The organism is Reyranella sp., from assembly GCF_050185545.1.
In the GTDB taxonomy this organism is placed as follows: Bacteria; Pseudomonadota; Alphaproteobacteria; order Reyranellales; family Reyranellaceae; genus Reyranella.
On record NZ_JBFWZI010000100.1, the window covers coordinates 1 to 26,880 of the forward strand.

The following is a 26,880-nucleotide window of genomic DNA, read 5'->3' on the forward strand; positions in this document are numbered from 1 at the left end:
CGGGCTTGAGTCGGTTCGCCGCGATCGCCCGGTTCATCGCCTCGAACATCTGCCGGTTGCCGACGTAGAGTCCCTGGACGTGCAGGTTGCGCCGCAGGATCGGCATGGGATCGACCTCCGCCATGCCCGACAGCAGCCCGATCACGACGATCTTGCCGCCGATGCGCGCCGCCTGGAAGGAGCGCGGCAAGGTGCCGGCGCCGCCGACCTCGACGATCAGGTCGGCGCCGCGCCCGCCGGTGAGCCTCATCGCTTCCTTGTCCCAGTCGGGCGTGGCGCGATAGTCGATCACCGCCTCGGCACCCATCTGGCGCAGGCGCTCGGCCTTGGCAGCCGAGCTCGAGGTCGCGATCACGCGTGCGCCGAACGCCCGGGCGAACTGCAGGGCGAAGATCGAGACACCGCCCGACCCCTGCACCAGCACGAGGTCGCCCGCCTTGAGCTTGCCGATCTCGACCAGCGCGTGCCAGGCGGTGACTCCGGCGCAGGGCAGGGTTGCCCCTTCCTCGAAGCTCAGGCCGTCCGGCAGCCTGACCACGCCGTCCTCTTCGAGCAACGCCAACTCGGTCAGCATGCCATCGAGCACGCCGCCCATCGCGGAGGCGATCGCTGCATCGTCGATCGCCCCGCCCGCCCATCTCTGCATGAAGCAGCCGGCCACGCGGTCGCCCACCTTGACCCGGCTGACGCCGGCGCCGATCGCGACGACCTCGCCCGCGCCATCGGAGAGGGGGATCAGGTCGGGCTTGGGCGCCGCGCGAGCCGAACTGCCCTGGATGGTCATCACATCGCGATAGTTGAGCGAGGTCGCCCGCACCCGCACCAGCACCTGTCGCAGCTCCGGCACCGGATCCGGCCGCTCGACCAGGGTGAGGGAGTCGATGCCCTGGGGTTTGGGGATGATGTGGCATTTCATGGCGAGCTCCGATCAAGGCTGCGCTGGGGGCGCGCCACTCATAGGCGCTAACTTAACTTACAAAGGGACCTCACCCTGAGGAGCGGCCTGGAGGCCGCGTCTCGATTCGGGCGAAGTAACCTTCGCCCTTTGGTCGGCAACAAATCCGATGTTGCAACACCGCTATTCCAGCGATCTGGTCTGTCGCGCATCCTTCGAGACGGTCCTACGCGACCTCCTCAGGATGAGGACTTTGCTGGACCGGCCAAAGTTAGCGCCTATGGGCGCGCCACTCCAGTAGCGCGTCTGGGAGCCAACATTACCGGAAGAGCGTGTCATGCGCCGGGAGCGCGCCACTCCGTGGCGCTCATAGGGACAGCGGACACACCAATTGCGGATCGGATGAAGAGCATGAGCGCCACGGCGTGGCGCGCTCCCGGCGCATGACGCCCTCGTCGGGCAAAGTCAGCGCCCATGAGTGGCGCGCCCCCAGCGGACAGTCCCCTCACTGCCCGCCCTTCATCTCGACGATGGTCTTGGCCATGACCGCCTCCTGGTCCCAGGGGAACAGGATCCAGGTGTCCTGGCTCACCTCGGTTATGTAGCTGTCGACGGTCGGCCGGCCGGCCGGCTTGGCGTAGACGGTGGCGAAATGCGCCTCGGGCAGCATGGCGCGGACGGCGCGGGCGGTGACTCCGGTGTCGACCAGGTCGTCGACGATCAGCCAGCCCTTGCCCTTTTCCTGCTCCGCCGTCGTGCCCTTCAGGAGCTCGACCTTGGCGCCGCGTGCCATGCGGTCGTAGGTGGAGCAGCAGACAGTGTCGATCAGTCGCAGGTTCAGCTCGCGTGCGACAATGGCGGCGGGCACCAGGCCGCCGCGCGTGATTGCCACCAGCCCCTTGAACGGTCCGAGGTCGGCCAGCCGCCAAGCCAGCGCCCGTGCATCGCGGTGCAGCTCCGTCCACGACACGGGGAACATCTTGTTGTAGCCGGCGCTGCTTGCCATCGATCGAGCCTCCCCGCCGGTCCGGTTTGGCTTGCCGGACGGCAGACGCTGAACTAACACCTTCGACCGACGCAATGAAGTTTGTCGCGCACTTGAGCCAGGGACGGGGATCGCGAAAACATGGGAATTGAGCTGACACCGGCCTTCTGGAGCGGCCTCGCCCAGATCATCCTGGTCAACATTGTCCTGTCCGGGGACAACGCGCTGGTCATCGCGCTCGCCTGCCGGAATCTCGAGAAGCGGCATCAGCGGCCGGCGATCCTGATCGGCAGCGCCGGCGCCATCGTCCTTCGAATCATCTTCGTCATGATCGTCGATCAGCTGCTCAAGATCGGCTACCTGAAGCTGATCGGTGGCCTGCTGCTGCTGTGGATCGGCATCAAGCTGGTGCAGGGCGAGGAGGAGGGCGGCGACGGAGTCAAGGCGGCGGGCTCGCTGTGGACCGCCATCCGCACCATCATCATCGCCGACGCCGTCATGAGCCTCGACAACGCCATCGCCATCGCCGCGGCGGCGCACGGCGACGTCACCCTGATCATCCTCGGCCTGCTCATCAGCATCCCGCTGATCGTCTTCGGCGCCACGCTGATCATGCTGCTGCTCAACCGGTTCCCGATCATCGTCATCGCCGGCGGCGCGCTGCTGGGCTACATCGCGGGCGAGGTGCTGGCGACCGATCCGGCCTATGCCGAGAAGCTCGCCGCCGCCCTGCCCAACGCCAAGATGATCTTCGAAATCGGCGGCGCCGTGATCACCGTGGTGATCGGCTACTTCCTGCAGTATCGTGCGAGGCAGCGCGCGCATGCCGAGCCGATCGACCTCGCCAAGAAATCGTCGGGCAAGGAGTAGTGGCCATGGCCAAGAAAGCGATCCTGGTGCCGGTCGACGGGTCGGCGAATTCCGACCGCGCGGTGGCGCATGCGCTCGAGCTGATTGCCGGCGGCCTGGCGGCCGAGCTGCATTTCCTCAACGTCCAACCGTCGTTCGGCGGGGCCATCTCGGCCTTCGTCGACCGCGCCCAGATCGACTCCTACCGGCGCGAGGAGGGCGACAAGGCGCTCGCCTCGGCGGTCGCGCTGGCGCAGAAGGCCGGGGTGCCGGCCTCCGTCCATATCGGCGTCGGCCGCCATGGCGCGGTGGTCGATGATTTCGTCAGGAAGCTCGGCGTCGGCAGCGTCGTGCTCGGCACGCGCGGCCATACCGGGCTCGCCGGCGTGCTGATGGGCTCGGTGGCGCAGGATGTGATCGCCCACGTGAGCGTGCCGGTGACGCTGGTCAAGTAGCGCCCTCTCGCCCGGTTGTTGCGCCGGCGGGGGCGGCGTAAAACGGCGCCGTACCCCGAGGAGGTTCGCTGATCGTGGCCGACGAGCTGTGGCGACGCCAGGCGCGCGCGCCCTACGCCACCCTGCCGTGGCAGAGCCGCGGTCGCCTGCACCGTGAAGCCGAATCGCCCAGCCGCAGCCCGTTCCAGCGCGACCGCGACCGCATCATCCATTCGACGGCGTTCCGGCGGCTGAAGCACAAGACGCAGGTCTTCGTCTATCACGAGGGCGACCACTACCGGACGCGGCTGACTCATTCTCTGGAAGTGGCGCAGATCGCGCGTTCGATCTGCCGCACCCTGCGGCTCGACGAGGATCTCGGCGAGGCGGTGGCGCTGGCGCACGATCTCGGCCACACGCCGTTCGGCCATGCCGGCGAGGAGGCGCTGCACGCCGCGATGGCGCCTCATGGCGGGTTCGACCACAACGCCCAGACCCTGCGCATCCTGACCAAGCTCGAGGAGCGCTACGCCGAGTTCAACGGACTCAACCTCACCTGGGAGACCCTCGAAGGCGCGGTGAAGCACAACGGGCCGCTGCTCGGCGGCAGCCGCCGTCTCGACGATCTTCCCGCCGCCATCGTCGAGTACTGCCGCGACCATGATCTCGAGCTTTCGGGCTATGCCGGGCCGGAAGCGCAGATCGCCGCGCTGAGCGACGACATTGCCTACAACAACCACGACATCGACGACGGCCTGCGCGCCGGCCTGTTCGACATTGCCGACCTTCGGGAGCTGCCGCTGGTCGGCGAGATGTTCGGGACGGTGGCGCAGAAATATCCCGGGATCGCCCAATCGCGGCTGATTCACGAAGCGGTGCGGCGGGTGATCAACGCCATGGTCGAGGATCTGGTCGCCGAGACGAAGCGCCGGCTCGCCGAGGCGGCGCCGCAAACGGTGGCCGACATCCGCGCCTGGAACCGGCCGGTGGCGGCCTTCTCCGAGCGCATGGCGGCGACCGACCGCACGGTGAAGGCCTTTCTCTACAAGCGCATGTACGAGCACTGGAGGCTCAACCGCTCGCACTCCAAGGCGCGCCGCGTCGTCGCCGACCTGTTCCGCCTGCTGTTCGACGAGCCGAGCTGCCTGCCCTCGCCGTGGCGCGAGCGCGCCGAGCAGGCCGAGACCCACGCCCGCGCCCGACTGGTCGCCGACTACATCGCCGGCATGACCGACCGCTACGCCCTCGACGAGCACCGAAGGCTGTTCGATTTGTATACGTAGCTTCTTGGACCGCGGGCGGGACGCCCGCGGTCCAAACAGGAACATGACAAACCGGCCGCGATGCGCAATACCGCGCGCATGAATCCCTACCGTCATTTCATCGGCGAGATCGTGGGCGCCCTGCAATCGATGCAGGCTGCGGGCGAGTTGCCGGACAAGCTGGATTTTGCCGCCATCACCGCCGAGCCGCCGCGTGATCCGGCGCACGGCGACGTCGCGACCAACGCCGCGATGGTGCTGGCCAAGGCGGCGGGCCGGAAGCCGCGCGACATCGCCGACGCGCTGCTGCCACGACTCGTCGCCAACGCCGAGGTCGTGAGCGGCGCGGTTGCCGGTCCGGGCTTCATCAACCTCAAGATCGCCGACGGCTTCTGGCGCGAACGCCTGCGCGACTGCCTGCGCGACGGTCTCGCCTACGGTGATTCGGCGATCGGCGCTGGCCACAAGGTCAACGTCGAGTATGTCTCGGCCAATCCCACGGGACCGCTGCACGTCGCGCATGCACGCGGCGCCGTGGTCGGCGACGCACTCGCCAACCTGCTGGCCAAGGCAGGCTATGCCGTCACCAAGGAGTACTACATCAACGACGCCGGCGCGCAGGTCGACACGCTCGGCCGGTCGACCTACCTGCGTTATCGGGAGGCGCTCGGCGAGTCGATTGGAGACATCCCGGAGGGTCTGTATCCCGGCGAATATCTGAAGGAAGTCGGCTCAACCATCGCGGCACGTGACGGAGCGCGCTGGATCGGCAAGCCGGAAGCGGACTGGCTGCCGGCGATGCGCGAGTTCGCCATCGCCACGCTGATGGCCGAGATCAAGGCCGACCTCGAGACCATGGGCGTCACGATGGATGTCTATTCGTCCGAGCGGGCGCTCGTGGACTCGGGCGCCGTCGACCGCGCCTTCCAGGAACTGGTGCGCCAGGACCTGATCTACCAAGGCCGTCTCGAGCCGCCCAAGGGCAAGAAGCCGGACGACTGGGAGGATCGCGAGCAGACCCTGTTCCGCGCGACCCGGTTCGGCGACGAGGTGGATCGTCCGCTCAAGAAGTCGGATGGCAGCTGGACCTACTTCGCCAACGACATCGCCTACCATCACGACAAGTACCGTCGCGGCTTCGCCGACATGATCGACGTGTGGGGCGCCGATCACGCCGGCTACATCAAGCGCATGAAATCGGCGGTGCAGGCGATCACCGGGCGCAAGGGTGAACTCGACGTCAAGGTCTGCCAGCTCGTCCGCGTGCTGAAGAACGGCGAGCTGGTGCGTATGTCCAAGCGCGCCGGCAGCTTCGTCACCCTGCGCGACCTCCTGGACGAGGTCGGCCCCGACGTCGTGCGCTTCACCATGCTGACGCGGAAGAACGACGCGCCGTTTGACTTCGATCTGGTGAAAGCCACCGAACAATCACGCGACAATCCGGTATGGTACGTCCAGTATGGCCATGCGCGCACCCGCTCGGTGATGCGCCAGGCCGCGGCAGCCGGCATCTCGACCGATGGGCTGGCCGAGGCACCGCTGGACCTTTTGACCGACGAGGGTGAGCTGGCCATGGTCCGATTGATCGCGCAATGGCCGCGCACCATCGAGGCGGCTGCGGCGGCGCACGAACCGCACCGCATCGCCTTCTATCTCTACGACCTTGCCGCCGCCTTTCATGCACACTGGAATCGTGGCCGCGAGGAGCCCGGCCTGCGCTTCGTCGTGGAGGGCCAGGAAGAGCTCTCGCGCGCCCGCCTGGCGTTGGTACAGGCCATCGGATTTGTGATAGGATCAGGCCTAAAGGTCTTCGGCGTAACACCCGTCGAGGAAATGAGATAAGGCATGCATATCCGCCGGTCCCCCTCCGGCGACGGTCCGACGATCTACCGGCCCAACGAGTCGGTAGCCATGCGGCTCGATCCGCCGCCGCGGCCCGTCGCGCACGAGCCTGATTCGATTCCACCGCCCCCGCGCGATTCGCTGCTGATGCGAGTCAACCGACGGCGCGGCCAGATCCTGACCGTGATGGTCTCTGTCGCCGCCATTGCGAGCTTCGGCTCGGTGGTCTGGTGGGCGCACAACCAGGATGTAAAGGCCGGCGGCAGGGGCCTCGAGCCGCTGGTCGTGCAGGCGCCAACGACGCCGACGCGCACCAAGCCCGAGAACCCCGGCGGCCTGGTGCCGGCCAACCAGGACAAGGAAGTCTTCAACCGCATCGCGCCGGGGGCCGTGCCGACCCAGCCCGAGAAGCTGCTGCCGGTTCCGGTCAACCCGAAACTACCGGCCAATGGCCTGCCGACTCCGGCGGCACCGAAGGAGGCCGAACCGGCCAAGCCTTCGCCTCCGGTGCAGGCGGCCTCGACGACCGGTGCGGCGACGCCGGCGGTGGTGCAACCAACCGACGTCAAGCCAGGCACCACCGAGACCGGTCCGACCATTGCCAGCCTGATCGAGAACATGTCAGGCCCCTCGGCCGGCTGGCGCGTACAGGTCGCCTCGGTCAAGAACGAGGATGTCGCCAAGTCGACCTGGGCACGCCTGCAGAGCGCCCACGGCGATGTCATGACCAATCTGAAGATGCAGGCCGTCCGCGTCGATCTCGGCGAGAAGGGCGTGTGGTACCGTGTCCAGGCGGGCCCGCTCGACGAGAAGCAGGCGCAAGGCGTCTGCACCACGCTCAAGAGCCGCAAGGCCGACTGCGTCACGGTCCCTCCGGCGCGCTGAGCCAACCCTTTCCTCCCCCGTCATACGGGTGTCATACGGGGGAGGTGCCCCGTCATACGGGGCGGAAGGGGAGGGGCTCAAAGGTAACTCATGAAATTGCGACGTCGGAGTCAGATGGATCTCGACTGCGGCTTTCCCCCTCTGCCCCGTATGGGGCACCTCCCCCGTAAGACCCCGTAAGACGGGGGAGGTGAAAGAATGACCACCCCCCGCGCCGTGATTTTCGGCTGTGCCGGGCCTGATCTCACGGCTGACGAGCGTGCGTTCTTCCGCGAGGCCGATCCGCTGGGCTTCATCCTGTTCGCCCGCAACGTCGACACGCCCGAACGCACGCACCGCCTGGTCGAGGAGCTGCGGTCGTCGGTCGCGCGGGCCGAGGCGCCGGTGCTGGTCGACCAGGAGGGCGGCCGGGTTGCCCGGCTGCAGCCGCCGCACTGGCGGCGCGCGCCGCCGGCGCGGCTGTTGGGCGAGCTCTATGCTCGCAACCCCGAGCACGGCCTGGAAGCGGCCGGCCTCAACGCCCGCCTGCTGGCGGCCGACCTGCTGTCGATCGGTGCCGATGTCGATTGCCTGCCGGTGCTCGATCTCGGCCTGCCCGAGACTCACACCGCCATCGGCGACCGCGCCTTCGCCGACCGTCCCGAGCCGGTCGCCGCGCTGGGCCGCGCTGCGGCCGAGGGGCTGATGGCGGAAGGCGTCATGGCGGTGATGAAGCACATGCCAGGGCACGGCCGGGCCACCGTCGACAGCCATCATGGGCTGCCACGAGTCGATGCCTCGCGCGAGTTGCTCGAGCGAACCGACTTCCTGCCCTTCCGGCTGCTGTCCGATCTGCCGTGGGGCATGACCAGCCATCTCCTGTTCGAGGCGGTCGATCCTGCCGCGCCGGTGACCGTGTCGGGCCGCGCCATTGCCGATATCATCCGCGGCCATATCGGTTTCGACGGGCTGTTGCTCAGCGACGATTTGTCGATGCAGGCGCTCGGCGGGTCGCTGGGCGAGCGGGCGGCGCGCGCCTTGGCCGCGGGCTGCGACATCGCCCTCCATTGCAATGGCGACCGGACGGAGATGACCGACATCGTCGCCCGCACCGGGCCGATGACCGCAGCGGCCGTCCGGCGCTTCGACGACGGACGCAAGACCCTGGCCCGCCACCGGGCGCCGCTCGGCCGGGCCGAGCTCGCCCAGGCCAGGCGGCGGCTCGTCGCGCTGCTGCCGGAATGGGGATAAGGGATGGCCAAATCCTGTGGCGGGTTGGGCTGCCACTGACTAAACCGGGGATGCATGGACGAGCCTAGCCGCCCCGCCACTTCTGATGGTTTCGCCGCCGCTGGCCCGGACATCATTGCGCCGGGCGAGGGCGAGCTGATCGTCAATCTCGAGGGCTTCGAGGGGCCGCTCGACCTGTTGCTCACGCTGGCGCGCGAGCAGAAGGTCGACCTGCGGCGCATCTCGATGGTGGCGCTGGTCGACCAGTACCTGGCGCACGTCGCCCAGGCGCGCCGCATGCGGCTCGAGCTCGCCGCCGACTATCTCGTCATGGCGGCCTGGCTGGCCTACCTGAAGTCGCGCCTGCTGCTGCCCGAGCCGCCTCCCGGCGAGGAGCCGACCGGCCAGGAGATGGCCGATGCCCTGCAATGGCAGTTGCGTCGCCTCGAGGCGATGCAGGAGGCCGGGGTCCGCCTGATGGCCCGCCCGCAGCTCGGCCGCGACATTTTCTCCCGCGGCAAGCCGGAAGGCGTCGTCGTCGTCCGCCGCACCGTTTGGGACGTCAAGCTCTACGACCTGCTGTCGGCCTACGGCCACCAGGTGCGGCCGAAGGACGCCGACACCTACCAGATCGAGCCCATGCAGTTCTTCTCGGTCGAGGAAGCGGCCGAGCGGCTGGGCCGCATGCTGGGCATCGCCATCGACTGGCAGATCCTGGAGGCCTTCCTGCCGGCCGGCCTTACCGACCCGACGCGCCGCCGCTCGGCGATGGCGTCGACCTTCGTCGCCGGCCTGCAGCTCGCCAAGGAGGGGGCGGTGGAGCTGCGCCAGACCGAGCGATTCGGTCCGATCTATTTGCGCAAACGCAGCGAGCAAAGGTAACGGCGTTCCCGATGTCCCAGACCGAGTCCCACCCTCCCGTGACCGAGTCCGAGCCCGTGACCGACGTCGAGACGGCAGCTCAGGCCAGGTCGCCAGTGTCCGAGCCGGAAGCGCAGGCGCCCCCTGCAACGGCTGACACTGCGATCGAAGCCAGGCCGCCCGAGAACGAGCCGGAGGCGGCTGTCGAAGAGGCGCAGCCTGTGGCCGGGGACGAGACGGCAGCCGGGGCCGAGATCACTGTGGCCGAGGCCGGCATGGTGCCTGAAGCCGAACCAACCCCGGCCGAGGCCGAGCCGGTGACCGGACCGGCGGCCCCGATGGACGCTGCCCCGGCGGCCGTCACCGACGTCGTTTCACCCGACCATGCCCAGCACCTGCGCCTGCTCGAGGCGCTCCTGTTCGCCGGTACCCAGGCGCTGGACGAGAAGGAGCTTGCCGAGCGGCTGCCCAACGACGCCGACGTCAAGCGCCTGCTGGCCGATCTCGGCGATATCTATGCCGGGCGCGGCGTCAACCTCGTGCAGGTCGCCGGCGGCTATACCTTCCGCACCGCGCCCGATCTGGCCGAGAAGCTCAAGATCGAGCGCCCGGTGACGCGCAAGCTGTCGCGCGCGGCGATCGAGACCCTGGCCATCATCGCCTACCACCAGCCGGTGACCCGGGCCGAGATCGAGGAAGTGCGCGGCGTGGGCCTCAGCAAGGGGACGCTCGACCTGCTGTTCGAGCAGAACTGGATCAAGCCGATGGGCCGTCGCCGGGCGCCCGGCAAGCCGGTCACCTGGGGTACCTCCGAGTTCTTTCTCGAGCATTTCGGCCTGCCGAGCCTCGACGACCTGCCGGGCCACGAGGAATTGAAGGCCGCCGGCCTCTTGGACCCGCGGGTGCAACCGCCCATATTCAGGCCTGACGAGCCCGATCTGCCGCTCGAGCCCGGCGAGGATGAGGCGCAGGAACCGCTGGCGGTCGACGAGAACAGCCGCTAAAGCCCTTAAACGACCTTATTCGATTTGTTGCCGGGGCTTCGGACGGGGTGTCATAATCGGGCCGACGCCGATCGCAAATTTATTGGGAGCATTTTCACATGGGTAGCTTCAGCATATGGCACTGGCTGATCGTGCTGGCCGTCGTGCTGCTGCTGTTTGGCGGTCGCGGCAAGATCTCGCAGCTCATGGGTGACTTCGGCAAGGGCCTCTCGGCCTTCAAGAAGGGCGTGGGCAGCGGGCAGGATGAGGCAGCGGCTACGCCGGCCGGACAGCCGGGCGATACGGCCAAGCCGATCTCCGCGCAGACCACCACGACGCCGCCGAACGGCCAGGTGCGCCAGGACAGCGCCGCCAAGGTCTGACGGCCGCCGCGCGGCCTGCGGGCGAGGTCTAGACCCCAATGTTCGGTATCGACAGTCCCGAGCTGCTGGTTATTGCCATCGTGGCGCTGGTCATCATTGGCCCCAAGGAACTGCCCAACTTGCTGCGCAGCTGGGGCAAGTGGATGGCCCAGGCGCGCGCCATGGCGTCGGAGTTCCGCGGCCATGTCGACGACATGGTGCGCCAGTCCGAGCTGGACGAGGTGAAGAAGCAGCTCGAGTCGGCACCCGGCCTCGACCTGCAGTCGCTCGACCCGACCAAGGAGATCCGCAGCGCCATCCAGGACGGCATGGCCGAGGGGCAGAAGGCGATCGAGGAAGCCAAGTCGACCATCGACAACCCGCTGGCCGAGCCGGAATCAGCGCCGCAGATCGCCGACGAGTCCGCACCCGAAGCGCTGCGCATCGAGGCTGCCGCCGAACCGGAGCCGGTCGCCGGGCCGGCGCCTGCTGCGGAGGCGACACCGGTGTCAGTCGCAGAGCCTGCTCCAGCCCCGACTGTCGAAGACAAGCCGGCCAAGGCCGCCGCCGCCGGGTGAGGGGCTTCCTCCGTCATGCTCAATCTCTTCTCCCCAGCTCCACTGGGGAGGTATCGCCGTCAAACGCCGCCGGTGGGATCATTATTCATTCGGCCCCCGGGCGTCACGCCCGCTCTACTCATGAGCGGGCGCGACGCCCGTGGTCCGGAACGGCCATGACCCCTCCGTCCGCGAGGACGCGGACACCTCCTCCCCGGCAAAGCCGGGGAGGAAGAATGCGCCGGTCAATTAGCGCTTTGAATTGAAAGCCAAAGGGCGGCATAACCCGCCACTCATGCTGCGAAGCGTATAGTGACCCAGGCGCACGACGGACCCGAAGACGACAAGCCGATGCCGCTGCTCGATCACCTGATCGAGCTGCGCAAGCGCCTGATCTATGCGCTGGCCGGCTTCATGGCGGTGTTCTTCATCACCTTCTACTTCGCCAAGCCGATCTTCTCGTTCCTGATCCAGCCGGCGCTGAGTGACGGCTACAAGCTCCAGGTTCTCGACATCTTCGAGTTCTTCTTCGTCACCGTGAAGCTGTCGGCGTTCGTGTCGCTGATCGTCGGCTTCCCGCTGATCGCCTCGCAGATCTGGCTGTTCGTCGCTCCCGGCCTCTACCGTCACGAGAAGCGCGCCTTCCTGCCGTTCCTGATGGCCACGCCGTTCATGTTCTATGCCGGCTGCGTCGTCATGTACTACATCGTGATGCCGTACGTGATCGACTTCATGCTGACTCAGTACGCGCCCGCCGACGTCGAGAAGAACCTGCGAGCCGCCGACTATCTGGAGCGTGTGCTGCAGCTCGTCTTCGCGTTCGGTTTCGCCTTCGAGATGCCAGTCCTGCTGGTCCTGCTGGTCCGCGTCGGCATCGCCACGACCGACGGCCTGCGCTCGAAGCGGCGCTTCGCCATCGTCATCTGCTTCGTCATCGCAGCGGTGCTGGCGCCGCCCGACGTCATCAGCCAGATCGCGCTCGCGGTGCCCTTGATGCTGTTCTACGAGATAAGCATCCTGATCGGCAGCCAGATCGAGAAACGACGCGAGGCCGAGGACAAGAAGGCCGAGGAAGAAGCCAACAAGGCCGACGCGGCCGGCAGCTGACCATGCACGACATCCGATTCATCCGCGACAATCCGCAGGCGTTCGACGCCGGCCTCAGGAAGCGCAACCTGGCGCCGCTCTCGGGCGAGCTGCTCGACATCGACACGCGCCGCCGCGCCGCCATCACCGAGAGCGAGGCGGCGCAGGCCAGGCGCAAGGCGCTGAGCCGCCAGATCGGCATCGCCAAGGGCAGGGGCGAGCCGGCCGACGCCCTGATGGCCGAGGTGGCCGAGATCGATGCCGGCCTCAAGGCCGGAGAGACCGAAGCGCGCCGTCTCGACGAGGAGCTGACCCGTCGCCTCGAAGTGCTGCCCAATCTGCCCCTCGACGAGGTGCCGGACGGCACCGACGAGACCGGCAACGTCGAGGTCCGCCGAGTCGGCAGCCAGCGCAATTTCAGCTTCAAGCCCAAGGATCACGTGGCGCTGGGCGAGGCGACGGGCGAGATGGATTTCGCCGCGGCGACCCGCATCTCGGGCTCGCGCTTCGTGTTCCTCAAGAACCACCTGGCGCGGCTCGAGCGGGCGATCGCCCAGTTCATGCTCGACCTGCACACCAGCCCCGAGGGCGGCTATACCGAGGTCAACCCGCCGTTCCTGGTGCGCGACAACGCCGCCTACGGTGTGGGCCAGCTGCCGCGCTTCGCCGAGGACATGTTCCACACCGACAACGGCTTCTGGCTGATCCCCACCGCCGAGGTGCCGCTCACCAACCTGGTGAACGACACGGTGCTCGACGAGAAGGACCTGCCGCTGCGCTTCACCGCCTGGACGCCGTGCTTCCGCTCCGAGGCCGGCGCCGCCGGCAAGGACACCCGCGGCATGATCCGCCAGCACCAGTTCCCCAAGGTCGAGCTGGTCAGCATCACCACGCCCGAGCAGTCGGCGGTCGAGCACGAGCGCATGACCGGCCGCGCCGAGGAGGTGCTGAAGCGCCTGGAGATTCCCTTCCGCACCATCGTCCTGTGCGGCGGCGACATGGGCCCGGCCTCGCGCAAGACCTACGACATCGAGGTCTGGCTGCCCGGCCAGGACGCCTATCGCGAGATCTCGAGCTGCTCTAACTGCGGCGACTACCAGGCGCGCCGGATGAATGCGCGCTACCGCCCGAAGGAAGGCAAAGGAACACGCTTCGTGCACACTCTGAACGGCTCGGGTCTGGCCTGCGGCCGCACCCTGATCGCGGTGCTGGAGAACTACCAGAACGAGGACGGATCGGTGACGGTCCCGGACGCGCTCAGGCCCTACATGGGCGGTCTCGCCAGCCTGCCGGCGCCGGCGGCGCGGAAGTGAAGCCGGCCGAACTCTCGCGGGCGCGCATCCTCGTCACCAACGACGACGGCATCCATGCGCCCGGCCTGGAGGCGCTGGTCGAGATCGCGACGCAGCTGTCGAGCGACGTCTGGATCGTGGCGCCCGAGGTCAACCAGAGCGGCGCCGGCCATTCGCTGTCGCTGTCGCGCCCGATCCGCAGCCGCGAGGTGAGCGAGGCCAAATACGCCATCGAGGGTACCCCGACCGACTGCGTGCTGTTCGCCGTCAAGCATCTGCTGAAGGACCGCAAGCCCGACATCGTGCTGTCGGGCGTCAATCGCGGGACCAACATGGCCGACGACGTCACCTACTCGGGCACCGTCGCCGCGGCGATGGAAGGCTGCCTGCTTGGTCTGCCGTCGGTCGCGCTCAGCCAGTCCTACATGAACGACCATCCGGTGAAATGGGGCACCGCCACCCACCACGGCGCCACCGTGCTGCGCCGCCTGCTGGCGACCGACTGGCCGCGCAACGTGCTGATCAACATCAACTTCCCCGACGTCGTCGCCGGCTCGGTCAAGGGCGTGCGGGTCACCCACCAGGGCACGCGTGGCTTCGGCGGCCACATCGTCGAGCGCCGCGACCCGCGCGGCGGGACCTACTACTGGATCGGCTATCAGCCGCAGGAGAGCGAGATCGACGAGGGCAGCGACATCGCCGCCATCCGCTCCGGCCACATCTCGGTGACGCCGCTCCATCTCGACCTGACGCACGACGGCATGCGGCGCAAGCTCGCCGGCCAGCTCGAGGCCGCCCGCTCCGAGGCCGACTAGGACGCGCGGCCGTGAATGTTCCGGCCATGCAGCGCCTGATCGCCGAGTTGCGCAATTCGGGCATCTCGGACGAGGCCGTGCTGGCCGCCATCGGCGCCGTCGACCGCGAACGCTTCGTGTCGCCGACCTTCGCGGAGCGGGCCTGGGACAACACCGCGCTGCCCATCTCCTTCGGCCAGACCATCAGCCAGCCCCTCGTCGTGGCCGCGATGACCGAGGCGCTGCGCGTCGGCCCGCGCATGAAGGTGCTGGAGATCGGCACCGGCTCGGGCTATCAGGCGGCGGTGCTGGCCAAGCTGGCGCGCCGCGTCTACACGATCGAGCGCTACAAGCCCCTCTCGCGCGAGGCCGAGCGGCTGCTGATCGACCTGCGCATCCATAACGTCGTGTTCGACATCGGCGACGGCAGCAGGGGCTGGCCGGGCCAGGCGCCGTTCGACCGCATCATCGTCACCGCCGCCGCCGAGGAACGCCCGCAGGCCCTGATCGACCAGCTCGCCATGGGCGGCATCCTGATCGTTCCGGTCGGCCGCGATCCCACCGCCCAGGTCGTCGAGCGCATCGTCAAGAGCGACAAGGGCCTGCAGCGCGACACCCTGATGCCGGTGCGCTTCGTGCCCCTGGTGACCGGCGCACTGCCGGTGCTGGGGCAGGGCTAGGGAGTCACCGTCTTGTGGACCGCGGGCGGGACGCCCGCGGTTCGCATGATCGCGAGCAACGATCCCTTCGCCGCTACAGCTGCGGAAGCACCCGCGGGAATGACGCCGGCGCCGGCGACTGCAGCGGCGTCGCCTTCCCGGGGCGACCGTGCTGCCGCATGGCGCGATCGATGGCGGCCAGCAGGTCTTGTTCGACGTAAGGCCTTTTTACCACCGGCCGGTGCGCGTGCTGCAACGGCAGGCCGCTCTTGTCGCCGTCGGTGAGAAACACGAAGGGTATCTCGGCAAAGGCGAGTAGGTCTGCAACCGGAATCGGCATGCGACGGTCGATCGCAAGATCGAGCACGGCGCAGTCGATGGAGCCGCGCGCGATCAGTCTATGCACGTCGGCCAACGACGTCGCTGGGCCGACGACGCGGTAGCCGGCCTCACGCAGGGTACGCTGCAGGTCGAGCGCCACCACGGCTTCGTCCGCGACCACGAGGATCCTGCCGCGCGGCACGTCGTCCGATGCCAGTCCGGCCAGCGGCCAGACGTCATCTGCCCGGCCGATGGTTTGGGGAAGTCGCCAGCTCCACGAATTGCCAAGCGTGGAAGCGGCTGACGGAAGAGTCATCCTTGCCTCCTGTTGGAAATGCGTATGGGGGACGCCAGGACGCCGCTGGGGCGTCCTGGCGTGCGCGTCCCTCGGCTACTGCTGCCGCGTGAGCCGCGGCGCGGGCTCCGCCTCGATGCGGATCGTGCGCGGTTTCTTCTCCTCGGGCAGCTCGCGCTGCAGCTCGACCGTCAGCAGCCCGTTGATCAGCCGGGCACCAACGACCTTGACATGGTCGGCGAGCTGGAAGCGGCGTTCGAAGTCGCGCTCGGCAATACCGCGATGGAGATACTGCGTCTGGCCATTGCGCCCGGGCGCGGCCTTGCCGGTGATCACAAGCTCGTCTTCCTTCTGCGTGACGTTGAGCTCGGCTTCGCTGAAGCCGGCGACGGCCATCGCGATTCGATAGCGATCCTCGCCCGCCTTCTCGATGTCGTACGGCGGGAAGCCGTTGCCGGCCGACTGGCCGGCGACCGTGCCGAGCAGATCGAAGACGCGATCGAACCCGACAGTGGCCCGATAGTAGGGGGCAAAATCCAAATCAGTGCGCATGACATCCTCCTGTGAGCGATGGTTGATGACCGGCCCCACGGGGGCGGCCGGTCGTGCGAATGGGCCGCACGCTCGGAAACAGGGGCGGGGCGGGCAGGGAGGAGGAGCGAGCCGATGCCGCTCCTCCGTCCGTCTCCCCGCTCCCAGTTCCGGGCTAGAAGCCCGCGCCGGCCGGCGTGCCGGCCGACTTCTCCTCCGGCTTGGGCGCATCGGCGACCAAGGCTTCGGTCGTGATCAGCAGCGATGCGACGGAGGCCGCATCCTGCAGCGCCGTGCGCACGACCTTCGCCGGATCGATGACACCGGCTCCCACCAGATCCTGGTACTGGCCGGTGGCCGCGTTGTAGCCCCAGGCGTACTCATCCTTCTCGAGCAGACGGCCGACGATCAGCGAGCCGTCCTCGCCGGCGTTGACGGCGATCTGCCGCGCCGGGACTTGGATCGCCCGTCGCACGATCTCGACGCCGGCGCGCTGGTCGTCGTTGGCCGGTGCGAGCTTGCCGAGGGCCTGCGTTGCGCGCAGCAGCGCCACGCCGCCGCCCGGCAGGATGCCTTCCTCGACCGCGGCCCGCGTCGCATGCAGGGCATCGTCGACGCGATCCTTCTTCTCCTTGACCTCGACCTCGGTCGCGCCGCCGACGCGAATCACGGCGACTCCGCCCGCCAGCTTGGCCAGCCGCTCCTGCAGCTTCTCGCGGTCGTAGTCGGAGGTCGTTTCCTCGATCTGCATCTTGATCTGGGCGATGCGGGCGGTGATGCCGCCCGCGGCGCCGGCGCCCTCGACGATGGTCGTGTTGTCCTTGTCGATCATCACCCGCTTGGCGCGACCCAGCATTTCCAGCATGACGCTCTCGAGCTTGATGCCGACCTCCTCCGAGATCACCGTGCCGCCGGTCAGGATGGCGATGTCCTCGAGCATCGCCTTGCGGCGATCACCGAAGCCCGGCGCCTTGACCGCCGCGACCTTGAGCCCGCCGCGCAGCCGGTTGACGACGAGGGTCGCCAGTGCCTCGCCCTCGATCTCCTCGGCGACGATCAGCAGCGGCTTGCCGCTCTGCACGACCGCCTCGAGCACCGGTAGCATCGCCTGCAGGCCCGACAGCTTCTTCTCGTGGATCAGGACGTAGGGATCGTCGAGCTCGACGCGCATCTTGTCGGGGTTGGTGACGAAGTAGGGCGAGACGAAGCCGCGATCGAACTGCATGCCCTCGACCACCTCGAGCTCGGTCTCGAGGCTCTTGGCTTCCTCGACGGTGATGACGCCGTCGTTGCCGACCTTCTCCATCGCCTCGGCGAGGAAACGGCCGATCTCGGCATCGCCGTTGGCCGAAATGGTGCCGACTTGGGCGATTTCGTCGTTCCTCGTCACCTTGCGAGCGCGTCCCTTGAGATCGCCAACCACCGCCTCGACGGCGAGATCGATGCCGCGCTTGAGATCCATCGGGTTCATCCCGGCGGCAACGCAGCGCGCGCCTTCCCGCACGATCGCCTGGGCGAGAACCGTCGCGGTGGTGGTGCCGTCACCGGCCACGTCGTTGGTCTTGCTCGCCACCTCGCGCACCATCTGGGCGCCCATGTTCTCGAACTTGTCGGCAAGCTCGATCTCCTTGGCGACGGTGACGCCGTCCTTGGTGATGCGCGGCGCACCGAAGCTCTTGTCGAGCACGACGTTGCGGCCCTTCGGGCCCAGCGTCACCTTCACGGCGTTTGCGAGAACGTCGACGCCACGCAACATCTTCTCGCGCGCTTCGGTCGAGAACTTCACTTCCTTGGCAGACATCTGACGACAACCTTCCTTTCGTTACGTGCAAAGGCTGGGAAAACGGCAAAGACTGGAAAATCAGGCGGCGCGGCGCAGCGGCGGCCGGCCCTCGAGCACACCCATGACGTCGCTTTCCTTCATGATCAGCAATTCTTCGCCGTCGATCTTGACCTCGGTGCCCGACCATTTGCCGAACAGGATGCGGTCGCCGGCCTTGAGGCCGATCGCGACGAGCTTGCCGTGCTGGTCGCGGGCTCCCGGGCCGACCGCGACCACCTCGCCCTCCATCGGCTTTTCCTTGGCAGTGTCGGGAATGATGATGCCGCCGGCGGTCTTCTCCTCGGCATCGATGCGGCGCACGACGACACGGTCGTGCAGCGGACGGAAATGCATGCAGATCCTCCTGGTGCCTCAACAACGGGGTCATGAACCGGGACCAGGCCCGGGCGAGGGCGATTTAGAAATCGCGATTTGCGGCTTCAAGATGGCGGGCGAGATTTTTTGGCACTCCTGTCTCGGGAGTGCCAGAACGTGCTAAGTTGTTGTCCAGTCGACTAATTCTGGTGTTGCCTTTGGTGCCGTCTGCAAATTTCCACTGGCTAGGCAGTGATCTGGAGGACAGAGCCTGGTGTGCCGAAACCACGCGGCACCTTGCCTTTCCGGCGGCCCCGCAGGGGCTTTCAGTCGCAGGCTGCTGTACACAACGAGATTTCTGCTCCAATTCATTGAAATAAAAGGGAAACAGCGCTTATCGCCCTATTTCGGCCGGATTCGTTGTGCAGTAAAATGCCACCATGATGTCCGGCTTGCGCTTCCTTTCGCCCTCGGCGCGCGGTTGTCGTGCCAGCGTGATGATGCTGCTCGCGCTGGGGCTCGGCGCCTGTTCCAGCATGTTCGGTGGTGGCCGTGGTGGTACCATGGAGTATCCCGGCTCGGGCGCCGGTCCGGGCGCAACGGCCATCTATGTCGTCAAGGACAAGGACACGATCGAAAGCGTGTCGCAGCGCTACGGCGTGCCGGTTCAGGTCATCGCCGAGCGCAACAAGCTGCAGCCGCCCTATACGCTGAAGCCGGGCCAGTCGCTGGCGATGCCGGGCGCCAGGTTCGTCCCCGATTCCGCGGGCGAGCCGGTGACCGCGACTGCCAACCACGCGCCGGGATCGGTGAAGCGCGAAGCGCTCGCGAGTCCCGTAAAGGGCGAGCCGCCGCGCTCGGCGGCCCCCCGTGAGCCGACGACGCTCAGCCCGCCGCCGAGCCAGACCAGTGTCACCGTGCCGGCCACGCCGCCGGCGCCACCGGCAGCGTCAGCGCCACCGCCCGCCCGCATGGCGTGGCCGATCAAGGGCAAGATCCTGGTACCCTACGGCGCCAGCGCCGGCGGCCAGAAGAGCGATGGCATCGACATCCAGGCCGAGCCGGGGGCACCGGTGAAGGCGGCCGAGGGTGGCACGGTCGTGTACTCGGGCAGCGAGGTCGCCCATCTCGGCAACCTGCTGCTGGTGCAGCACCCCGGCGGCTACATCACGGCCTACGGCAACAACGAATCGCTGCTGGTGAAGAAGGGCGACACCGTCAAGAAGGGCCAGGCCATCGCCAAGGCCGGCAACTCGGGCGGCGCCGCGAGCCCGCGCGTGCATTTCGAGGTGAGGCGCGGCGGCAGCCGCACTGTCGATCCGATGACGGTCCTGCCACCACCTTAGGCGGCCCGCCTCGGATTGGATTGGCCGGATGGAAGGACGCGACAGGCCTCACCCTGATCGGGTTTTTCGCTTCGGGCGTGGGGGCGCCTGCGTTCTCTTCGCTGCGACCCGGTGCGCTGCCGCCAGGGCGGCGCGCGCCCACATCACCAGCTCGTCGGGCTCGTCGATCAGCCGCTCCGGCACGCGCCAGAAGGCGAGGTCGATGCTGGCGCCCTTCTTCGCGTAGTTGAGCGGCGGATGGGCCTCGGCTTCCCTGAAGGTCTCGCGGTTGTGGTCGTCGACGCGGACATAGAGCGTGTCCTCCGTCACCATGCCGAACATCACGCCCTGGCAGAACACACCGGTCTTGCCGAACATGCGCCGCATCGAGACGGGACCCATCGGGGCGAGCTGCTCGCGCAGGAACTCGGCGAAGGAAGCGCTGGCGACCATGGTCAACCCTCTGCAGCCCGCGGCGGAAACTCCTCGAACTGCGGCAGGCCGTCGGTGATGGTGAACCACGGTGCCTTGGAGCCGACGAAGATGTGGGCGCCCGGCCGGATGGTGGGCGCGTCGACCAGCGTTCCCATGGCGACATGGACGAAGCCGCCGTTGCGCACGACCGAATAGAGCAGCGAGCCGCACAGCCGGCAGTGCGTGTCGTTGGCGCTGTCGTCGCCGAAAATCATAAGCCTGCTCTCGCCCTGGGTGACGATCAGCCTGTCCCGCTCGATGCCGGCGAACGGCTTGAAGGCCGACCCGGTCGTCCGCCGGCAATTCGAGCAATGGCAGTTCATCGCATAGAGGAAGGCGTCGGGCACGGTGTAGACGACGGCGCCGCAGAAGCACTTGCCGGAAAGGATGCGGATCGTCGTCGACTCGGGGTCTGTCACGTGCCTTCTCCGAACAGGTCCCATTGCACGAATTACCTCTCCGCCGTCGTCCTGAGCGGCGCGAAGGACCTCATTGCCGTCTGCCGCAGGTGTTCCTGTGGATTGTGGCGATGAGATCCTTCGCTGTGCTCAGGATGACAAGAGAGATCGCCAGACTACCTACGCCGTCTTGGGCTGGACCAGGCCGGGATACATCACTGCGTCGCCGTGCCTCGCCATGTAGGCCAGCTCGTCCTCGGTGATGTACTCCGGCTTGTTGCCGGTCGCCGCGCAGAGGGTCTCGACGATGATGTTGCGCTTGACCTCGCTCACCAGCACGCAGGTGCGGTGATAGGCCTCCGAGACGGTGCGCCCCAGCACCGTGAAGCCGTGGCGGCGCATGATGATGCAGTTGGTGTCCTGGATGAACGTCTTGATCGGCGCCACGTCCTCCTCGACGTTGACGCTGGCCGGCAGGTAGTGCGCGGGCTTCTGCATCAGGTAGCCGTAGGTCAGGCTGAAGGAGCGGATCTCCTGGAAGCCCGCCGCCAGGAAGGCGATGGTCTCGTCGTGATGCAGGTGGATCACGGCGTTGACGTCGGGCCTGAGCCGCAGGATCTCGCGGTTCATCTGGTGACCCACCGTTGTCGCCCGCTCGCCGCGCAGGATGCGGCCGAACGGGATGTCGGTGATCACCAGATCCTCCTCCTCGACCTCCTCCAGGCTGATGCCTTGCGGCTTGGCGTAGCACACGCCGTGCTCGTGGTCGGGATGGGGCACGCGGATCACCATGCCGCCGACACTGCTGTTCACCAGCCCGCGGGCCGCCAGGCGATGGGCGTACGTGACGTAGCTCTTCGTGACCTTCGGGTCTAAGACGACGTCGGGCTCGGGCGTCAGTTCGTTGACCTGGTAGGTCCTTGGCGTGTTGCTGCCGTCCATCACGGGGTCCTTTCCAGGCAAAGCTTAGGCCACCCCGGGCTTCGGTGGTAGTCGGCGGCCTCATGAGAAGCTGCGCATTCGCATCTGGACGCGCGCCATTGACCACGGCAACGCAAGCCGGCCGATTGCCGTTGGATTAGCCCGGCCGGCATGGATCAGCTTCGTACGATCGCGCCGGCCGAGAGGAGGTGAACATGAGCGACGGCGATCCCGTCTTTCTCTTCGATCTCGACGGCACGCTGGTCGACAGCGTCTATCAGCATGTTCTCGCCTGGAAGGAGGCGCTGGAAGCGGAGGGGATCGATCTTGCGGTGTGGAAGATTCATCGAAAGATCGGCATGAGCGGTGGTCTGTTCACGCACCAGCTGCTGCGGGAGACCGGGCTCGGAATCGACGGGGCGCGGGTCGACCGGCTGCGCCAGTTGCACGCGGCGGCCTACCAGCGATTCTCGGTGCATGTCCGGCCTCTGCCGGGGGCGTCCGATCTGCTGGCCTGGCTGTCCTCCTCGGGCATCCCGTGGAACATCGCCACCAGCGGCCGCATGGAAACAGCCGCCGTGACGTTCGCCAGGCTGGAGGTCGATCCTGCGCGGACTCCGGTCGTGACCCGCGATCAGGTCAGGTACGGCAAGCCGGACCCCGATCTGTTCGTCGCAGCGGCGGAGCGGCTTGGCAGCTCCACGCGCGGCGCCATCGTGGTCGGCGACAGCATCTGGGACATGCTTGCCGCCGTGCGCTGCGGGGCGCTCGGGGTGGGTCTCCTGAGCGGCGGCTACGGCGCCGATGAACTGAGGCAGTCGGGGGCGCTCCGCGTCTACGACGATCCGGCGGACCTGCTCGCTCACATCGACGAGGTGGGCGGGCGTCGCTGATCGCCCTGGGCTCGCCCTTCATCATCCCGCGCCGCGCCCGAAGCCGGCGGCTGAAGCGGCACCCCGCGCAGGGTCGGAGCGCCGCCAGCCGAGGGCGCCGGCTACTTCACGTAAGCGAGATCGACGGCGCCGATTCCCGCGGCGACGTTCAGGCCGACATTGCCCTCCACGCTGATCGGTTGCAGCGTGATCTGCTTGTTGCTGCCGCCCAGCAGCACATTGGCGCCGACGCCTACACCGACCGTGCCCGACGCCGTTGCGCCGCCGTACGATCCGGCGAGCGCACCGGGAGCGATGTTGCCGGGCGCGAACACCAGCCAGACCATGTGCGCTTCCTTGGTGAAGCCGATGTCGATGCCGAACTTCTTGATTGCGCCCGTGTAGCGCTCGGCCTTTCCGTCGGTGCGGGTGAATATGCAGCTCAGTTCCTTCGAGGAGCCGAAGACAAACCCGACGCCGCCGGCGACCGTGCAGCTCAGCGAGCCGACATTCGCGCCGGATTGGCTGATCGCCGCGGGAATCGCCGCGAACAACGTTGAGGCTGCCGCACCGGCGGCGAGAAGACGCTTGATCATTGATTAACTCCTCGGTCTTGAAGACACCGATGATGAGGTAGCGGCCGCGGGTGTCTTCTCCGTGTCACTGCTGCGGCGAGATGTGTCATCTGTATCATGTCGGCCAATCTGGCCGTTTGACGGCCATCAATCCGACGGTCTGGCCGCCGGGAGCCCCGGCTGATAGCGTCCACCCTCATGAAACGCGGCATCTACGCGGGTTCGTTCGATCCCGTGACCCTGGGCCATCTCGACGTGATCCGTCGCGCCGGCCTGATCGTCGACGAGCTGCGCATCATGATTGGCGTCAACCCGAAGAAGCGCGGCGGCTTCTTCAAGGTCGAGAAGCGGCTGGCGCTGATCGAGGAATCGCTCGAGCACATGAACTGGTTCGGCAAGGGACAGGAGCGCCTTCCCGGTCGGCACGTTCAGCGGGCTCCTGATGGATTACTGCAAGACGCACGCCGTCGCCTTCAACATACGCGGCCTGCGCGCGGCGCAGGATTTCAACTACGAGTTCGAAATGCACGGCACCAATATCGACATGGCGCCCGAGGTCAACACCGTGTTCCTGGTGGCGCCGCCGGAGTTCCAGTTCATCAGCAGCACCACCATCAAGGAGCTCGCGAGCTACCGCTCGCCGGCGCTCCGCAAATACGTGACGCCGTGCGTGGCGAGCGCACTGTTCGAGGCCAATTAGCGCCGGCAACCCGGGTGAACAGCGGACGCCAGCTCAGCGGGTCGGGTTGTACTGGTAGTCCTCACGCGAGCTGCCTTCGGCCCGCAGCCCGGGCGGCAGCGGCGCGCGGCTCGCGTTGACCTTGGCGTGGGCGTCGAGCGCGGCTTGGTCGGACCACAACTCGAGCAGCGTGAATTTGTCGGGATTCAGCACGCTCTGAAACACCTCGAACTGTTCGCAGCCGGGCTCCTTCGCGACATCGGCGCAGCGCTGCCGGAGGGCCTGTGCGAGTTCCGTCCCTTTGCCGGGGACCGCATTGATCGAGACGACGAGCCGAACTTTCATGGTGTATCCCCATGCGAATGACGTCCAGGAGTAGTTACCCCAACCTGCCGCGCGTCAAGCGGAAGGAATCGTGATCGAACGCGACCCCTGCGCTGTGGATGGCTCGACCTCACACGATCCGCCCGTCGATCTTGTAGACGCCCTTGCGATCTTCGATCTCGAGCACCCAGAGGTCAGGATCGCGGGCGACCTGGCGGGCGATGTAGGCATCGGCCTCGGCCTCGGGAACGGGATTGGGGCCGGTGCCGCGGCTCCACGCCGGCTCGTCGTCGAACGAGCTCGTCTGCGTGTAGACCGTGACGCCGGCTTCGAACCGGTTGAGCTTCAGCAGCACCGTGCCGGCGTCCGGATCGCCGCGCCGCACGACGGTGGCGGGAATGAAGGCGCGATCGCACAGGCGCACCTGCGCGCTGACCCACAGGCCGGTGGTGAGACCCATCACCATGCCGGCACGCCCTACGCCAGCGCGGCGTCGAGATTGTCGAAGACGGCGCGCGCACCCCGCCAGCGATAGCCGACGCAGGCGAAGGGCAGGGCCTGCAGGGCGACGTCGTGGGAATTGATCAGCGCGGCAGGCGCGATCAGGATTGGCCGCAGCCGGCGATCGCCGCCCGCCGCGGCGAGCGACAGCGAGCCGACCGCCAGTGCGAGCTCGTCCGGACGGCCATCGGCCACCAGGGCGAACAGCGGGCGCGGCAGCTCGCCGCGCAGCGTGAACAGATCGGCCGCGCCGCCGAACAGGCCGCGCTTGGCGAGCTCCTCGTGCAGCGCGCCGTTGACCAGCCGCCGATCGCAGGCGGCGCGTGCCGAGTCGAGGAGCGCCGGCGGCACGCAAAGACCGGTTCGGGGCGCCAAGGCCTGGCCCGCCTTGAACGCGCGAACGGAGTTGACGAACTGCCCGAGCAGGCGCGCGAATCGCGGACTGTCGAGCGGCGCCACGACCAGCGCCTCGGTCTCCCTGCCGTCCGGCCAGGCGAGCGGGCACCACACGCCGTCGCCCAGGAAGCTGCGGAAGTCGGCCTTGCGCCGGCCCTGCCGCGTGCCGCCCATGCGACCGGAATGCACGAGATAGAGCGCGCCCGCATCGTCGCTCGCGATCAGCCCGGCCAGCCTGCGGTCGGCGCCGGCGCGCGGCAGGTTGATCTCGCAGGTGACGCTTTCGCGGCGCGCCGGTGCGTCCGGCGCATGGCCGAGCAGCAGGGCGTACCGGTTGGCCGTGCCGTTGCGCGCCGTGCGCGCTTCAAGGGCCCACCAGAAGCCTTCGTCGCGCATCCAGCGGATGGTGGTGGTGAGCTCGCCGCCACGCCATGTCAGACGCACGCCCCGTGCAGGCACACCCTTCAGGGTGCTGTTCAGACGCTTGACGGCGCGCTCGATGCGCCGCGGCTCCTCGACGACACTCAGCATGCGCAATTCTAGCGCCGCTTGGCGCTCTTGCCGATGTGGACAGGTTGGGCCATGAACGCCTCCTATGAATATCGGGGCGGGCACCGCGCCGATATTCTCAGCATCGTGGTGCGCGCCGGGGCGTGCTGGGTGTCTCTCCCCAAGTTTCCCGTGTCGCCCTCGACCATGGCCGATCCGCCCCTTCTCGCACTCTCCGACATCCGCTACAGGCTCGGCGGCCAGGTCATCCTGGACGGCGTCGAGCTCGGTATCGCGCCGGGCGAGCGGCTGAGCCTGGTCGGCCGCAACGGCGCCGGCAAGTCGACCCTGCTGCGCATCCTGGCCGGCGAGCCGATCGCCGATTCAGGCATGCGCTTCGCCCAGCCCGGGGTCACCATCGCCACTTTGCCGCAGGAGCCGGACTTTTCCGGCAATCCCACCGTCGCCCACTATGTCGCGTCGGCGCTCGTCGATTCGCATGGGCCGTCGGACTATCGCGTCACCGCGCTGCTCGACGAGGTGAAGCTCGACGGCGCGCTCGAGCCGGCGACCCTGTCGGGCGGCGAGGCGCGCCGTGCCGCCCTGGCGCGGGCCCTGGTGGCCGAGCCCGACGTGCTGCTGCTCGACGAGCCGACCAACCATCTCGACCTGCCGACCATCGAATGGCTGGAAGGAAAGCTTGCAGCCTGGAAGGGCGCCTACGTGCTGGTGAGCCACGACCGGCGCTTCCTCGCCAACCTGGCGCGCGCGGTGCTGTGGCTCGACCGCGGCATCGTGCGCCGGCTCGACAAGGGTTACGCGGCGTTCGAGGACTGGTCTGGTGACATCCTGGAACGCGAGGCGACCGAGCGTCACAAGCTCGACCGCCTGATCGAGCGCGAGACCGAATGGGCCGGCAAGAGCATCCGCGCCCGCCGCACCCGCAACGAAGGTCGCCTGCGCCAGCTCCAGGCGCTGCGCAGGCAGCGCCAGCAGCAGATCGGCGCCGTCGGCCGCGCCACCATCGAGGTCGGCGCCGCCGAGCAGTCGGGCTCGCTCGCCATCACGGTGCGTCACATCTCCAAGCGCTGGGGCGAGCGAACCATCGTCGGCGATTTCTCGACCCGCATCTTCCGCCGCGACAGGATCGGCCTGATCGGCCCCAACGGCGCGGGCAAGACGACGCTCTTGCGCATGCTGATCGGCGAGCTCGAGCCCGACACCGGCTCGGTGAAGCTCGGCGCCAACCTGGTGCCGGTGGTGATCGACCAGAGGCGCACCGAGCTCGATCCGGAGAAGACGCCGTGGGACATCCTGGCCGACCGCAACGATCACCTCTCGGTGCGCGGCCGGCCGATGCACGTCATGAGCTACCTGCGGCAGTACCTGTTCCGCGACGAGCAGGCGCGCCAGCCGGTGCGCACCCTGTCGGGCGGCGAGCGCAACCGGCTGCTGCTGGCCAAGGCGCTGGCCGCGCCCTCCAACCTGCTGGTGCTCGACGAGCCGACCAACGATCTCGACGCCGACACGCTCGACCTCCTGCAGGAGGCGCTGTCGGACTATGACGGCACCGTGCTGCTGGTGAGCCACGACCGCGACTTCCTCGACCGGCTGGTGACCTCGACGATCGCGCTCGAGGGCGACGGCACGGCGATCGAGTATGCCGGCGGCTACAGCGATTACGTGG

General features: G+C 67.8%; 31 protein-coding genes and 1 pseudogene. 19 read left to right on the top strand and 13 right to left on the bottom strand.

The window, feature by feature from the left end; translation table 11 throughout:
- Together AB7O82_RS23155 and gpt are read right to left on the bottom strand one after the other, a co-directional pair.
- A partial coding sequence (locus AB7O82_RS23155; RefSeq protein ID WP_428620269.1) for a zinc-dependent alcohol dehydrogenase family protein occupies positions 1-916 on the bottom strand: 916 nt, incomplete at its 3' end.
- A gap of 484 nt (positions 917-1,400) precedes the next feature.
- Positions 1,401-1,901 (bottom strand): xanthine phosphoribosyltransferase, encoded by a 501-nt coding sequence (gpt, locus tag AB7O82_RS23160; protein WP_428544861.1) that lies wholly within the window; start codon positions 1,899-1,901, stop codon positions 1,401-1,403.
- Positions 1,902-2,021: 120 nt separating this feature from the next.
- Between gpt and AB7O82_RS23165 the strand changes: the two genes are divergently transcribed.
- The 14 genes from AB7O82_RS23165 to AB7O82_RS23230 all read left to right on the top strand — a co-directional run bounded on the left by AB7O82_RS23165 (position 2,022) and on the right by AB7O82_RS23230 (position 14,976).
- Positions 2,022-2,750 (top strand): YjbE family putative metal transport protein, encoded by a 729-nt coding sequence (locus tag AB7O82_RS23165; protein WP_428620271.1) that lies wholly within the window; start codon positions 2,022-2,024, stop codon positions 2,748-2,750.
- 5 nt (positions 2,751-2,755) lie between these two features.
- Positions 2,756-3,184 carry a universal stress protein gene (locus AB7O82_RS23170; RefSeq protein WP_428544855.1) on the top strand — a complete coding sequence of 143 codons (429 nt, stop codon included), beginning with the start codon at positions 2,756-2,758 and terminating at the stop codon, positions 3,182-3,184.
- A 74-nt stretch (positions 3,185-3,258) separates the two neighbouring features.
- Positions 3,259-4,446, top strand: a complete 1,188-nt coding sequence (locus AB7O82_RS23175; RefSeq protein WP_428544852.1) for a deoxyguanosinetriphosphate triphosphohydrolase — start codon at positions 3,259-3,261, stop codon at positions 4,444-4,446.
- Positions 4,447-4,524: 78 nt separating this feature from the next.
- Positions 4,525-6,267 carry an arginine--tRNA ligase gene (gene argS / locus AB7O82_RS23180; protein WP_428544849.1) on the top strand — a complete coding sequence of 581 codons (1,743 nt, stop codon included), beginning with the start codon at positions 4,525-4,527 and terminating at the stop codon, positions 6,265-6,267.
- 3 nt (positions 6,268-6,270) lie between these two features.
- On the top strand, positions 6,271-7,152 hold the full coding sequence (locus AB7O82_RS23185) for an SPOR domain-containing protein (protein WP_428544846.1): 882 nt from the start codon (positions 6,271-6,273) through the stop codon (positions 7,150-7,152).
- A gap of 198 nt (positions 7,153-7,350) precedes the next feature.
- Positions 7,351-8,382 (top strand): beta-N-acetylhexosaminidase, encoded by a 1,032-nt coding sequence (nagZ, locus tag AB7O82_RS23190; protein WP_428544843.1) that lies wholly within the window; start codon positions 7,351-7,353, stop codon positions 8,380-8,382.
- 54 nt (positions 8,383-8,436) lie between these two features.
- The gene (locus tag AB7O82_RS23195; protein ID WP_428544840.1) at positions 8,437-9,243 is read left to right on the top strand and encodes a segregation and condensation protein A; all 807 of its coding nucleotides are present in this window, start codon (positions 8,437-8,439) and stop codon (positions 9,241-9,243) included.
- Positions 9,244-9,281: 38 nt separating this feature from the next.
- Positions 9,282-10,226, top strand: coding sequence for an SMC-Scp complex subunit ScpB (gene scpB / locus AB7O82_RS23200; RefSeq protein WP_428544837.1), 945 nt, complete (start codon positions 9,282-9,284; stop codon positions 10,224-10,226).
- A gap of 98 nt (positions 10,227-10,324) precedes the next feature.
- Entirely contained in the window at positions 10,325-10,588 is a 264-nt protein-coding gene (locus tag AB7O82_RS23205; RefSeq protein WP_428544834.1) for a twin-arginine translocase TatA/TatE family subunit, read from the top strand.
- Between the two features lie 38 nt (positions 10,589-10,626).
- On the top strand, positions 10,627-11,145 hold the full coding sequence (gene tatB, locus AB7O82_RS23210) for a Sec-independent protein translocase protein TatB (RefSeq protein ID WP_428544831.1): 519 nt from the start codon (positions 10,627-10,629) through the stop codon (positions 11,143-11,145).
- A 291-nt stretch (positions 11,146-11,436) separates the two neighbouring features.
- Positions 11,437-12,231, top strand: a complete 795-nt coding sequence (gene tatC / locus AB7O82_RS23215) for a twin-arginine translocase subunit TatC (protein ID WP_428544828.1) — start codon at positions 11,437-11,439, stop codon at positions 12,229-12,231.
- Positions 12,232-12,233: 2 nt separating this feature from the next.
- Positions 12,234-13,523, top strand: a complete 1,290-nt coding sequence (gene serS, locus AB7O82_RS23220; protein ID WP_428544825.1) for a serine--tRNA ligase — start codon at positions 12,234-12,236, stop codon at positions 13,521-13,523.
- Positions 13,520-14,317 carry a 5'/3'-nucleotidase SurE gene (surE, locus tag AB7O82_RS23225; protein ID WP_428544822.1) on the top strand — a complete coding sequence of 266 codons (798 nt, stop codon included), beginning with the start codon at positions 13,520-13,522 and terminating at the stop codon, positions 14,315-14,317. Before serS ends, surE begins: the two co-directional genes overlap by 4 nt.
- 11 nt (positions 14,318-14,328) lie before the next feature.
- Positions 14,329-14,976: a protein-L-isoaspartate(D-aspartate) O-methyltransferase gene (locus tag AB7O82_RS23230; RefSeq protein WP_428544819.1), complete on the top strand. Its 648-nt coding sequence runs from the start codon at positions 14,329-14,331 to the stop codon at positions 14,974-14,976.
- Positions 14,977-15,049: 73 nt separating this feature from the next.
- Here the strand turns inward: AB7O82_RS23230 and AB7O82_RS23235 are convergent, their stop codons facing one another.
- The 4 genes from AB7O82_RS23235 to AB7O82_RS23250 form a co-directional block, all read right to left on the bottom strand.
- Positions 15,050-15,592 carry a hypothetical protein gene (locus AB7O82_RS23235; RefSeq protein ID WP_428544816.1) on the bottom strand — a complete coding sequence of 181 codons (543 nt, stop codon included), beginning with the start codon at positions 15,590-15,592 and terminating at the stop codon, positions 15,050-15,052.
- A 75-nt stretch (positions 15,593-15,667) separates the two neighbouring features.
- Positions 15,668-16,123 (bottom strand): Hsp20 family protein, encoded by a 456-nt coding sequence (locus tag AB7O82_RS23240; RefSeq protein WP_428620273.1) that lies wholly within the window; start codon positions 16,121-16,123, stop codon positions 15,668-15,670.
- A gap of 154 nt (positions 16,124-16,277) precedes the next feature.
- On the bottom strand, positions 16,278-17,903 hold the full coding sequence (gene groL, locus AB7O82_RS23245) for a chaperonin GroEL (RefSeq protein WP_428620274.1): 1,626 nt from the start codon (positions 17,901-17,903) through the stop codon (positions 16,278-16,280).
- 60 nt (positions 17,904-17,963) lie between these two features.
- The gene (locus AB7O82_RS23250) at positions 17,964-18,278 is read right to left on the bottom strand and encodes a co-chaperone GroES (RefSeq protein WP_428544807.1); all 315 of its coding nucleotides are present in this window, start codon (positions 18,276-18,278) and stop codon (positions 17,964-17,966) included.
- A gap of 401 nt (positions 18,279-18,679) precedes the next feature.
- Between AB7O82_RS23250 and AB7O82_RS23255 the strand changes: the two genes are divergently transcribed.
- Entirely contained in the window at positions 18,680-19,585 is a 906-nt protein-coding gene (locus AB7O82_RS23255) for a peptidoglycan DD-metalloendopeptidase family protein (protein WP_428544804.1), read from the top strand.
- 48 nt (positions 19,586-19,633) lie between these two features.
- On the opposite strand, the gene AB7O82_RS23260 is transcribed toward AB7O82_RS23255, so the two are convergent.
- The 3 genes from AB7O82_RS23260 to AB7O82_RS23270 all read right to left on the bottom strand — a co-directional run bounded on the left by AB7O82_RS23260 (position 19,634) and on the right by AB7O82_RS23270 (position 21,378).
- Positions 19,634-20,017 carry a TfoX/Sxy family protein gene (locus AB7O82_RS23260; RefSeq protein WP_428544801.1) on the bottom strand — a complete coding sequence of 128 codons (384 nt, stop codon included), beginning with the start codon at positions 20,015-20,017 and terminating at the stop codon, positions 19,634-19,636.
- 2 nt (positions 20,018-20,019) lie between these two features.
- The gene (locus AB7O82_RS23265; RefSeq protein WP_428544798.1) at positions 20,020-20,481 is read right to left on the bottom strand and encodes a GFA family protein; all 462 of its coding nucleotides are present in this window, start codon (positions 20,479-20,481) and stop codon (positions 20,020-20,022) included.
- Between the two features lie 135 nt (positions 20,482-20,616).
- On the bottom strand, positions 20,617-21,378 hold the full coding sequence (locus AB7O82_RS23270) for a class II aldolase/adducin family protein (RefSeq protein ID WP_428544795.1): 762 nt from the start codon (positions 21,376-21,378) through the stop codon (positions 20,617-20,619).
- 194 nt (positions 21,379-21,572) lie between these two features.
- On the opposite strand from AB7O82_RS23270, the gene AB7O82_RS23275 reads away from it, so the two are divergent.
- Positions 21,573-22,250 (top strand): HAD family hydrolase, encoded by a 678-nt coding sequence (locus tag AB7O82_RS23275; RefSeq protein WP_428544792.1) that lies wholly within the window; start codon positions 21,573-21,575, stop codon positions 22,248-22,250.
- A gap of 101 nt (positions 22,251-22,351) precedes the next feature.
- Here AB7O82_RS23275 and AB7O82_RS23280 read toward each other — a convergent pair whose 3' ends face one another.
- Positions 22,352-22,825, bottom strand: a complete 474-nt coding sequence (locus tag AB7O82_RS23280; RefSeq protein ID WP_428620275.1) for a DUF992 domain-containing protein — start codon at positions 22,823-22,825, stop codon at positions 22,352-22,354.
- A gap of 177 nt (positions 22,826-23,002) precedes the next feature.
- Here AB7O82_RS23280 and AB7O82_RS23285 point away from each other — a divergent pair.
- A pseudogene (locus AB7O82_RS23285) lies at positions 23,003-23,149 on the top strand (adenylyltransferase/cytidyltransferase family protein); the annotation flags it as partial.
- A 97-nt stretch (positions 23,150-23,246) separates the two neighbouring features.
- Entirely contained in the window at positions 23,247-23,504 is a 258-nt protein-coding gene (locus tag AB7O82_RS23290; protein WP_428544864.1) for a hypothetical protein, read from the top strand.
- Between the two features lie 33 nt (positions 23,505-23,537).
- Here AB7O82_RS23290 and AB7O82_RS23295 read toward each other — a convergent pair whose 3' ends face one another.
- The 3 genes from AB7O82_RS23295 to AB7O82_RS23305 form a co-directional block, all read right to left on the bottom strand.
- A complete protein-coding gene (locus AB7O82_RS23295; protein ID WP_428544786.1) occupies positions 23,538-23,828 on the bottom strand; it encodes a putative quinol monooxygenase in 291 nt (96 codons plus the stop codon).
- Between the two features lie 109 nt (positions 23,829-23,937).
- Positions 23,938-24,273, bottom strand: a complete 336-nt coding sequence (locus tag AB7O82_RS23300) for a DUF1491 family protein (protein WP_428544783.1) — start codon at positions 24,271-24,273, stop codon at positions 23,938-23,940.
- A gap of 11 nt (positions 24,274-24,284) precedes the next feature.
- Entirely contained in the window at positions 24,285-25,235 is a 951-nt protein-coding gene (locus AB7O82_RS23305; protein WP_428544780.1) for a hypothetical protein, read from the bottom strand.
- A gap of 51 nt (positions 25,236-25,286) precedes the next feature.
- Between AB7O82_RS23305 and AB7O82_RS23310 the strand changes: the two genes are divergently transcribed.
- A partial coding sequence (locus tag AB7O82_RS23310) for an ABC-F family ATP-binding cassette domain-containing protein (RefSeq protein ID WP_428620276.1) occupies positions 25,287-26,880 on the top strand: 1,594 nt, incomplete at its 3' end.

Bases quoted from the DNA above. Each gene is read 5' to 3' on its own strand.
- AB7O82_RS23270 (WP_428544795.1), bottom strand. From the start codon at position 21,378: ATGGACGGCAGCAACACGCCAAGGACCTACCAGGTCAACGAACTGACG.
- AB7O82_RS23255 (WP_428544804.1), top strand. From the start codon at position 18,680: ATGATGTCCGGCTTGCGCTTCCTTTCGCCCTCGGCGCGCGGTTGTCGT.
- AB7O82_RS23170 (WP_428544855.1), top strand. From the start codon at position 2,756: ATGGCCAAGAAAGCGATCCTGGTGCCGGTCGACGGGTCGGCGAATTCC.
- gpt (WP_428544861.1), bottom strand. From the start codon at position 1,901: ATGGCAAGCAGCGCCGGCTACAACAAGATGTTCCCCGTGTCGTGGACG.
- tatB (WP_428544831.1), top strand. From the start codon at position 10,627: ATGTTCGGTATCGACAGTCCCGAGCTGCTGGTTATTGCCATCGTGGCG.
- argS (WP_428544849.1), top strand. From the start codon at position 4,525: ATGAATCCCTACCGTCATTTCATCGGCGAGATCGTGGGCGCCCTGCAA.
- AB7O82_RS23205 (WP_428544834.1), top strand. From the start codon at position 10,325: ATGGGTAGCTTCAGCATATGGCACTGGCTGATCGTGCTGGCCGTCGTG.
- AB7O82_RS23265 (WP_428544798.1), bottom strand. From the start codon at position 20,481: ATGGGACCTGTTCGGAGAAGGCACGTGACAGACCCCGAGTCGACGACG.
- AB7O82_RS23185 (WP_428544846.1), top strand. From the start codon at position 6,271: ATGCATATCCGCCGGTCCCCCTCCGGCGACGGTCCGACGATCTACCGG.
- AB7O82_RS23165 (WP_428620271.1), top strand. From the start codon at position 2,022: ATGGGAATTGAGCTGACACCGGCCTTCTGGAGCGGCCTCGCCCAGATC.
- AB7O82_RS23235 (WP_428544816.1), bottom strand. From the start codon at position 15,592: ATGACTCTTCCGTCAGCCGCTTCCACGCTTGGCAATTCGTGGAGCTGG.
- groL (WP_428620274.1), bottom strand. From the start codon at position 17,903: ATGTCTGCCAAGGAAGTGAAGTTCTCGACCGAAGCGCGCGAGAAGATG.
- serS (WP_428544825.1), top strand. From the start codon at position 12,234: ATGCACGACATCCGATTCATCCGCGACAATCCGCAGGCGTTCGACGCC.
- AB7O82_RS23260 (WP_428544801.1), bottom strand. From the start codon at position 20,017: ATGGTCGCCAGCGCTTCCTTCGCCGAGTTCCTGCGCGAGCAGCTCGCC.
- AB7O82_RS23295 (WP_428544786.1), bottom strand. From the start codon at position 23,828: ATGAAAGTTCGGCTCGTCGTCTCGATCAATGCGGTCCCCGGCAAAGGG.
- AB7O82_RS23275 (WP_428544792.1), top strand. From the start codon at position 21,573: ATGAGCGACGGCGATCCCGTCTTTCTCTTCGATCTCGACGGCACGCTG.
- AB7O82_RS23280 (WP_428620275.1), bottom strand. From the start codon at position 22,825: ATGATCAAGCGTCTTCTCGCCGCCGGTGCGGCAGCCTCAACGTTGTTC.
- nagZ (WP_428544843.1), top strand. From the start codon at position 7,351: ATGACCACCCCCCGCGCCGTGATTTTCGGCTGTGCCGGGCCTGATCTC.
- AB7O82_RS23305 (WP_428544780.1), bottom strand. From the start codon at position 25,235: ATGCTGAGTGTCGTCGAGGAGCCGCGGCGCATCGAGCGCGCCGTCAAG.
- AB7O82_RS23250 (WP_428544807.1), bottom strand. From the start codon at position 18,278: ATGCATTTCCGTCCGCTGCACGACCGTGTCGTCGTGCGCCGCATCGAT.
- AB7O82_RS23195 (WP_428544840.1), top strand. From the start codon at position 8,437: ATGGACGAGCCTAGCCGCCCCGCCACTTCTGATGGTTTCGCCGCCGCT.
- AB7O82_RS23300 (WP_428544783.1), bottom strand. From the start codon at position 24,273: ATGGTGATGGGTCTCACCACCGGCCTGTGGGTCAGCGCGCAGGTGCGC.
- AB7O82_RS23290 (WP_428544864.1), top strand. From the start codon at position 23,247: ATGGATTACTGCAAGACGCACGCCGTCGCCTTCAACATACGCGGCCTG.
- AB7O82_RS23240 (WP_428620273.1), bottom strand. From the start codon at position 16,123: ATGCGCACTGATTTGGATTTTGCCCCCTACTATCGGGCCACTGTCGGG.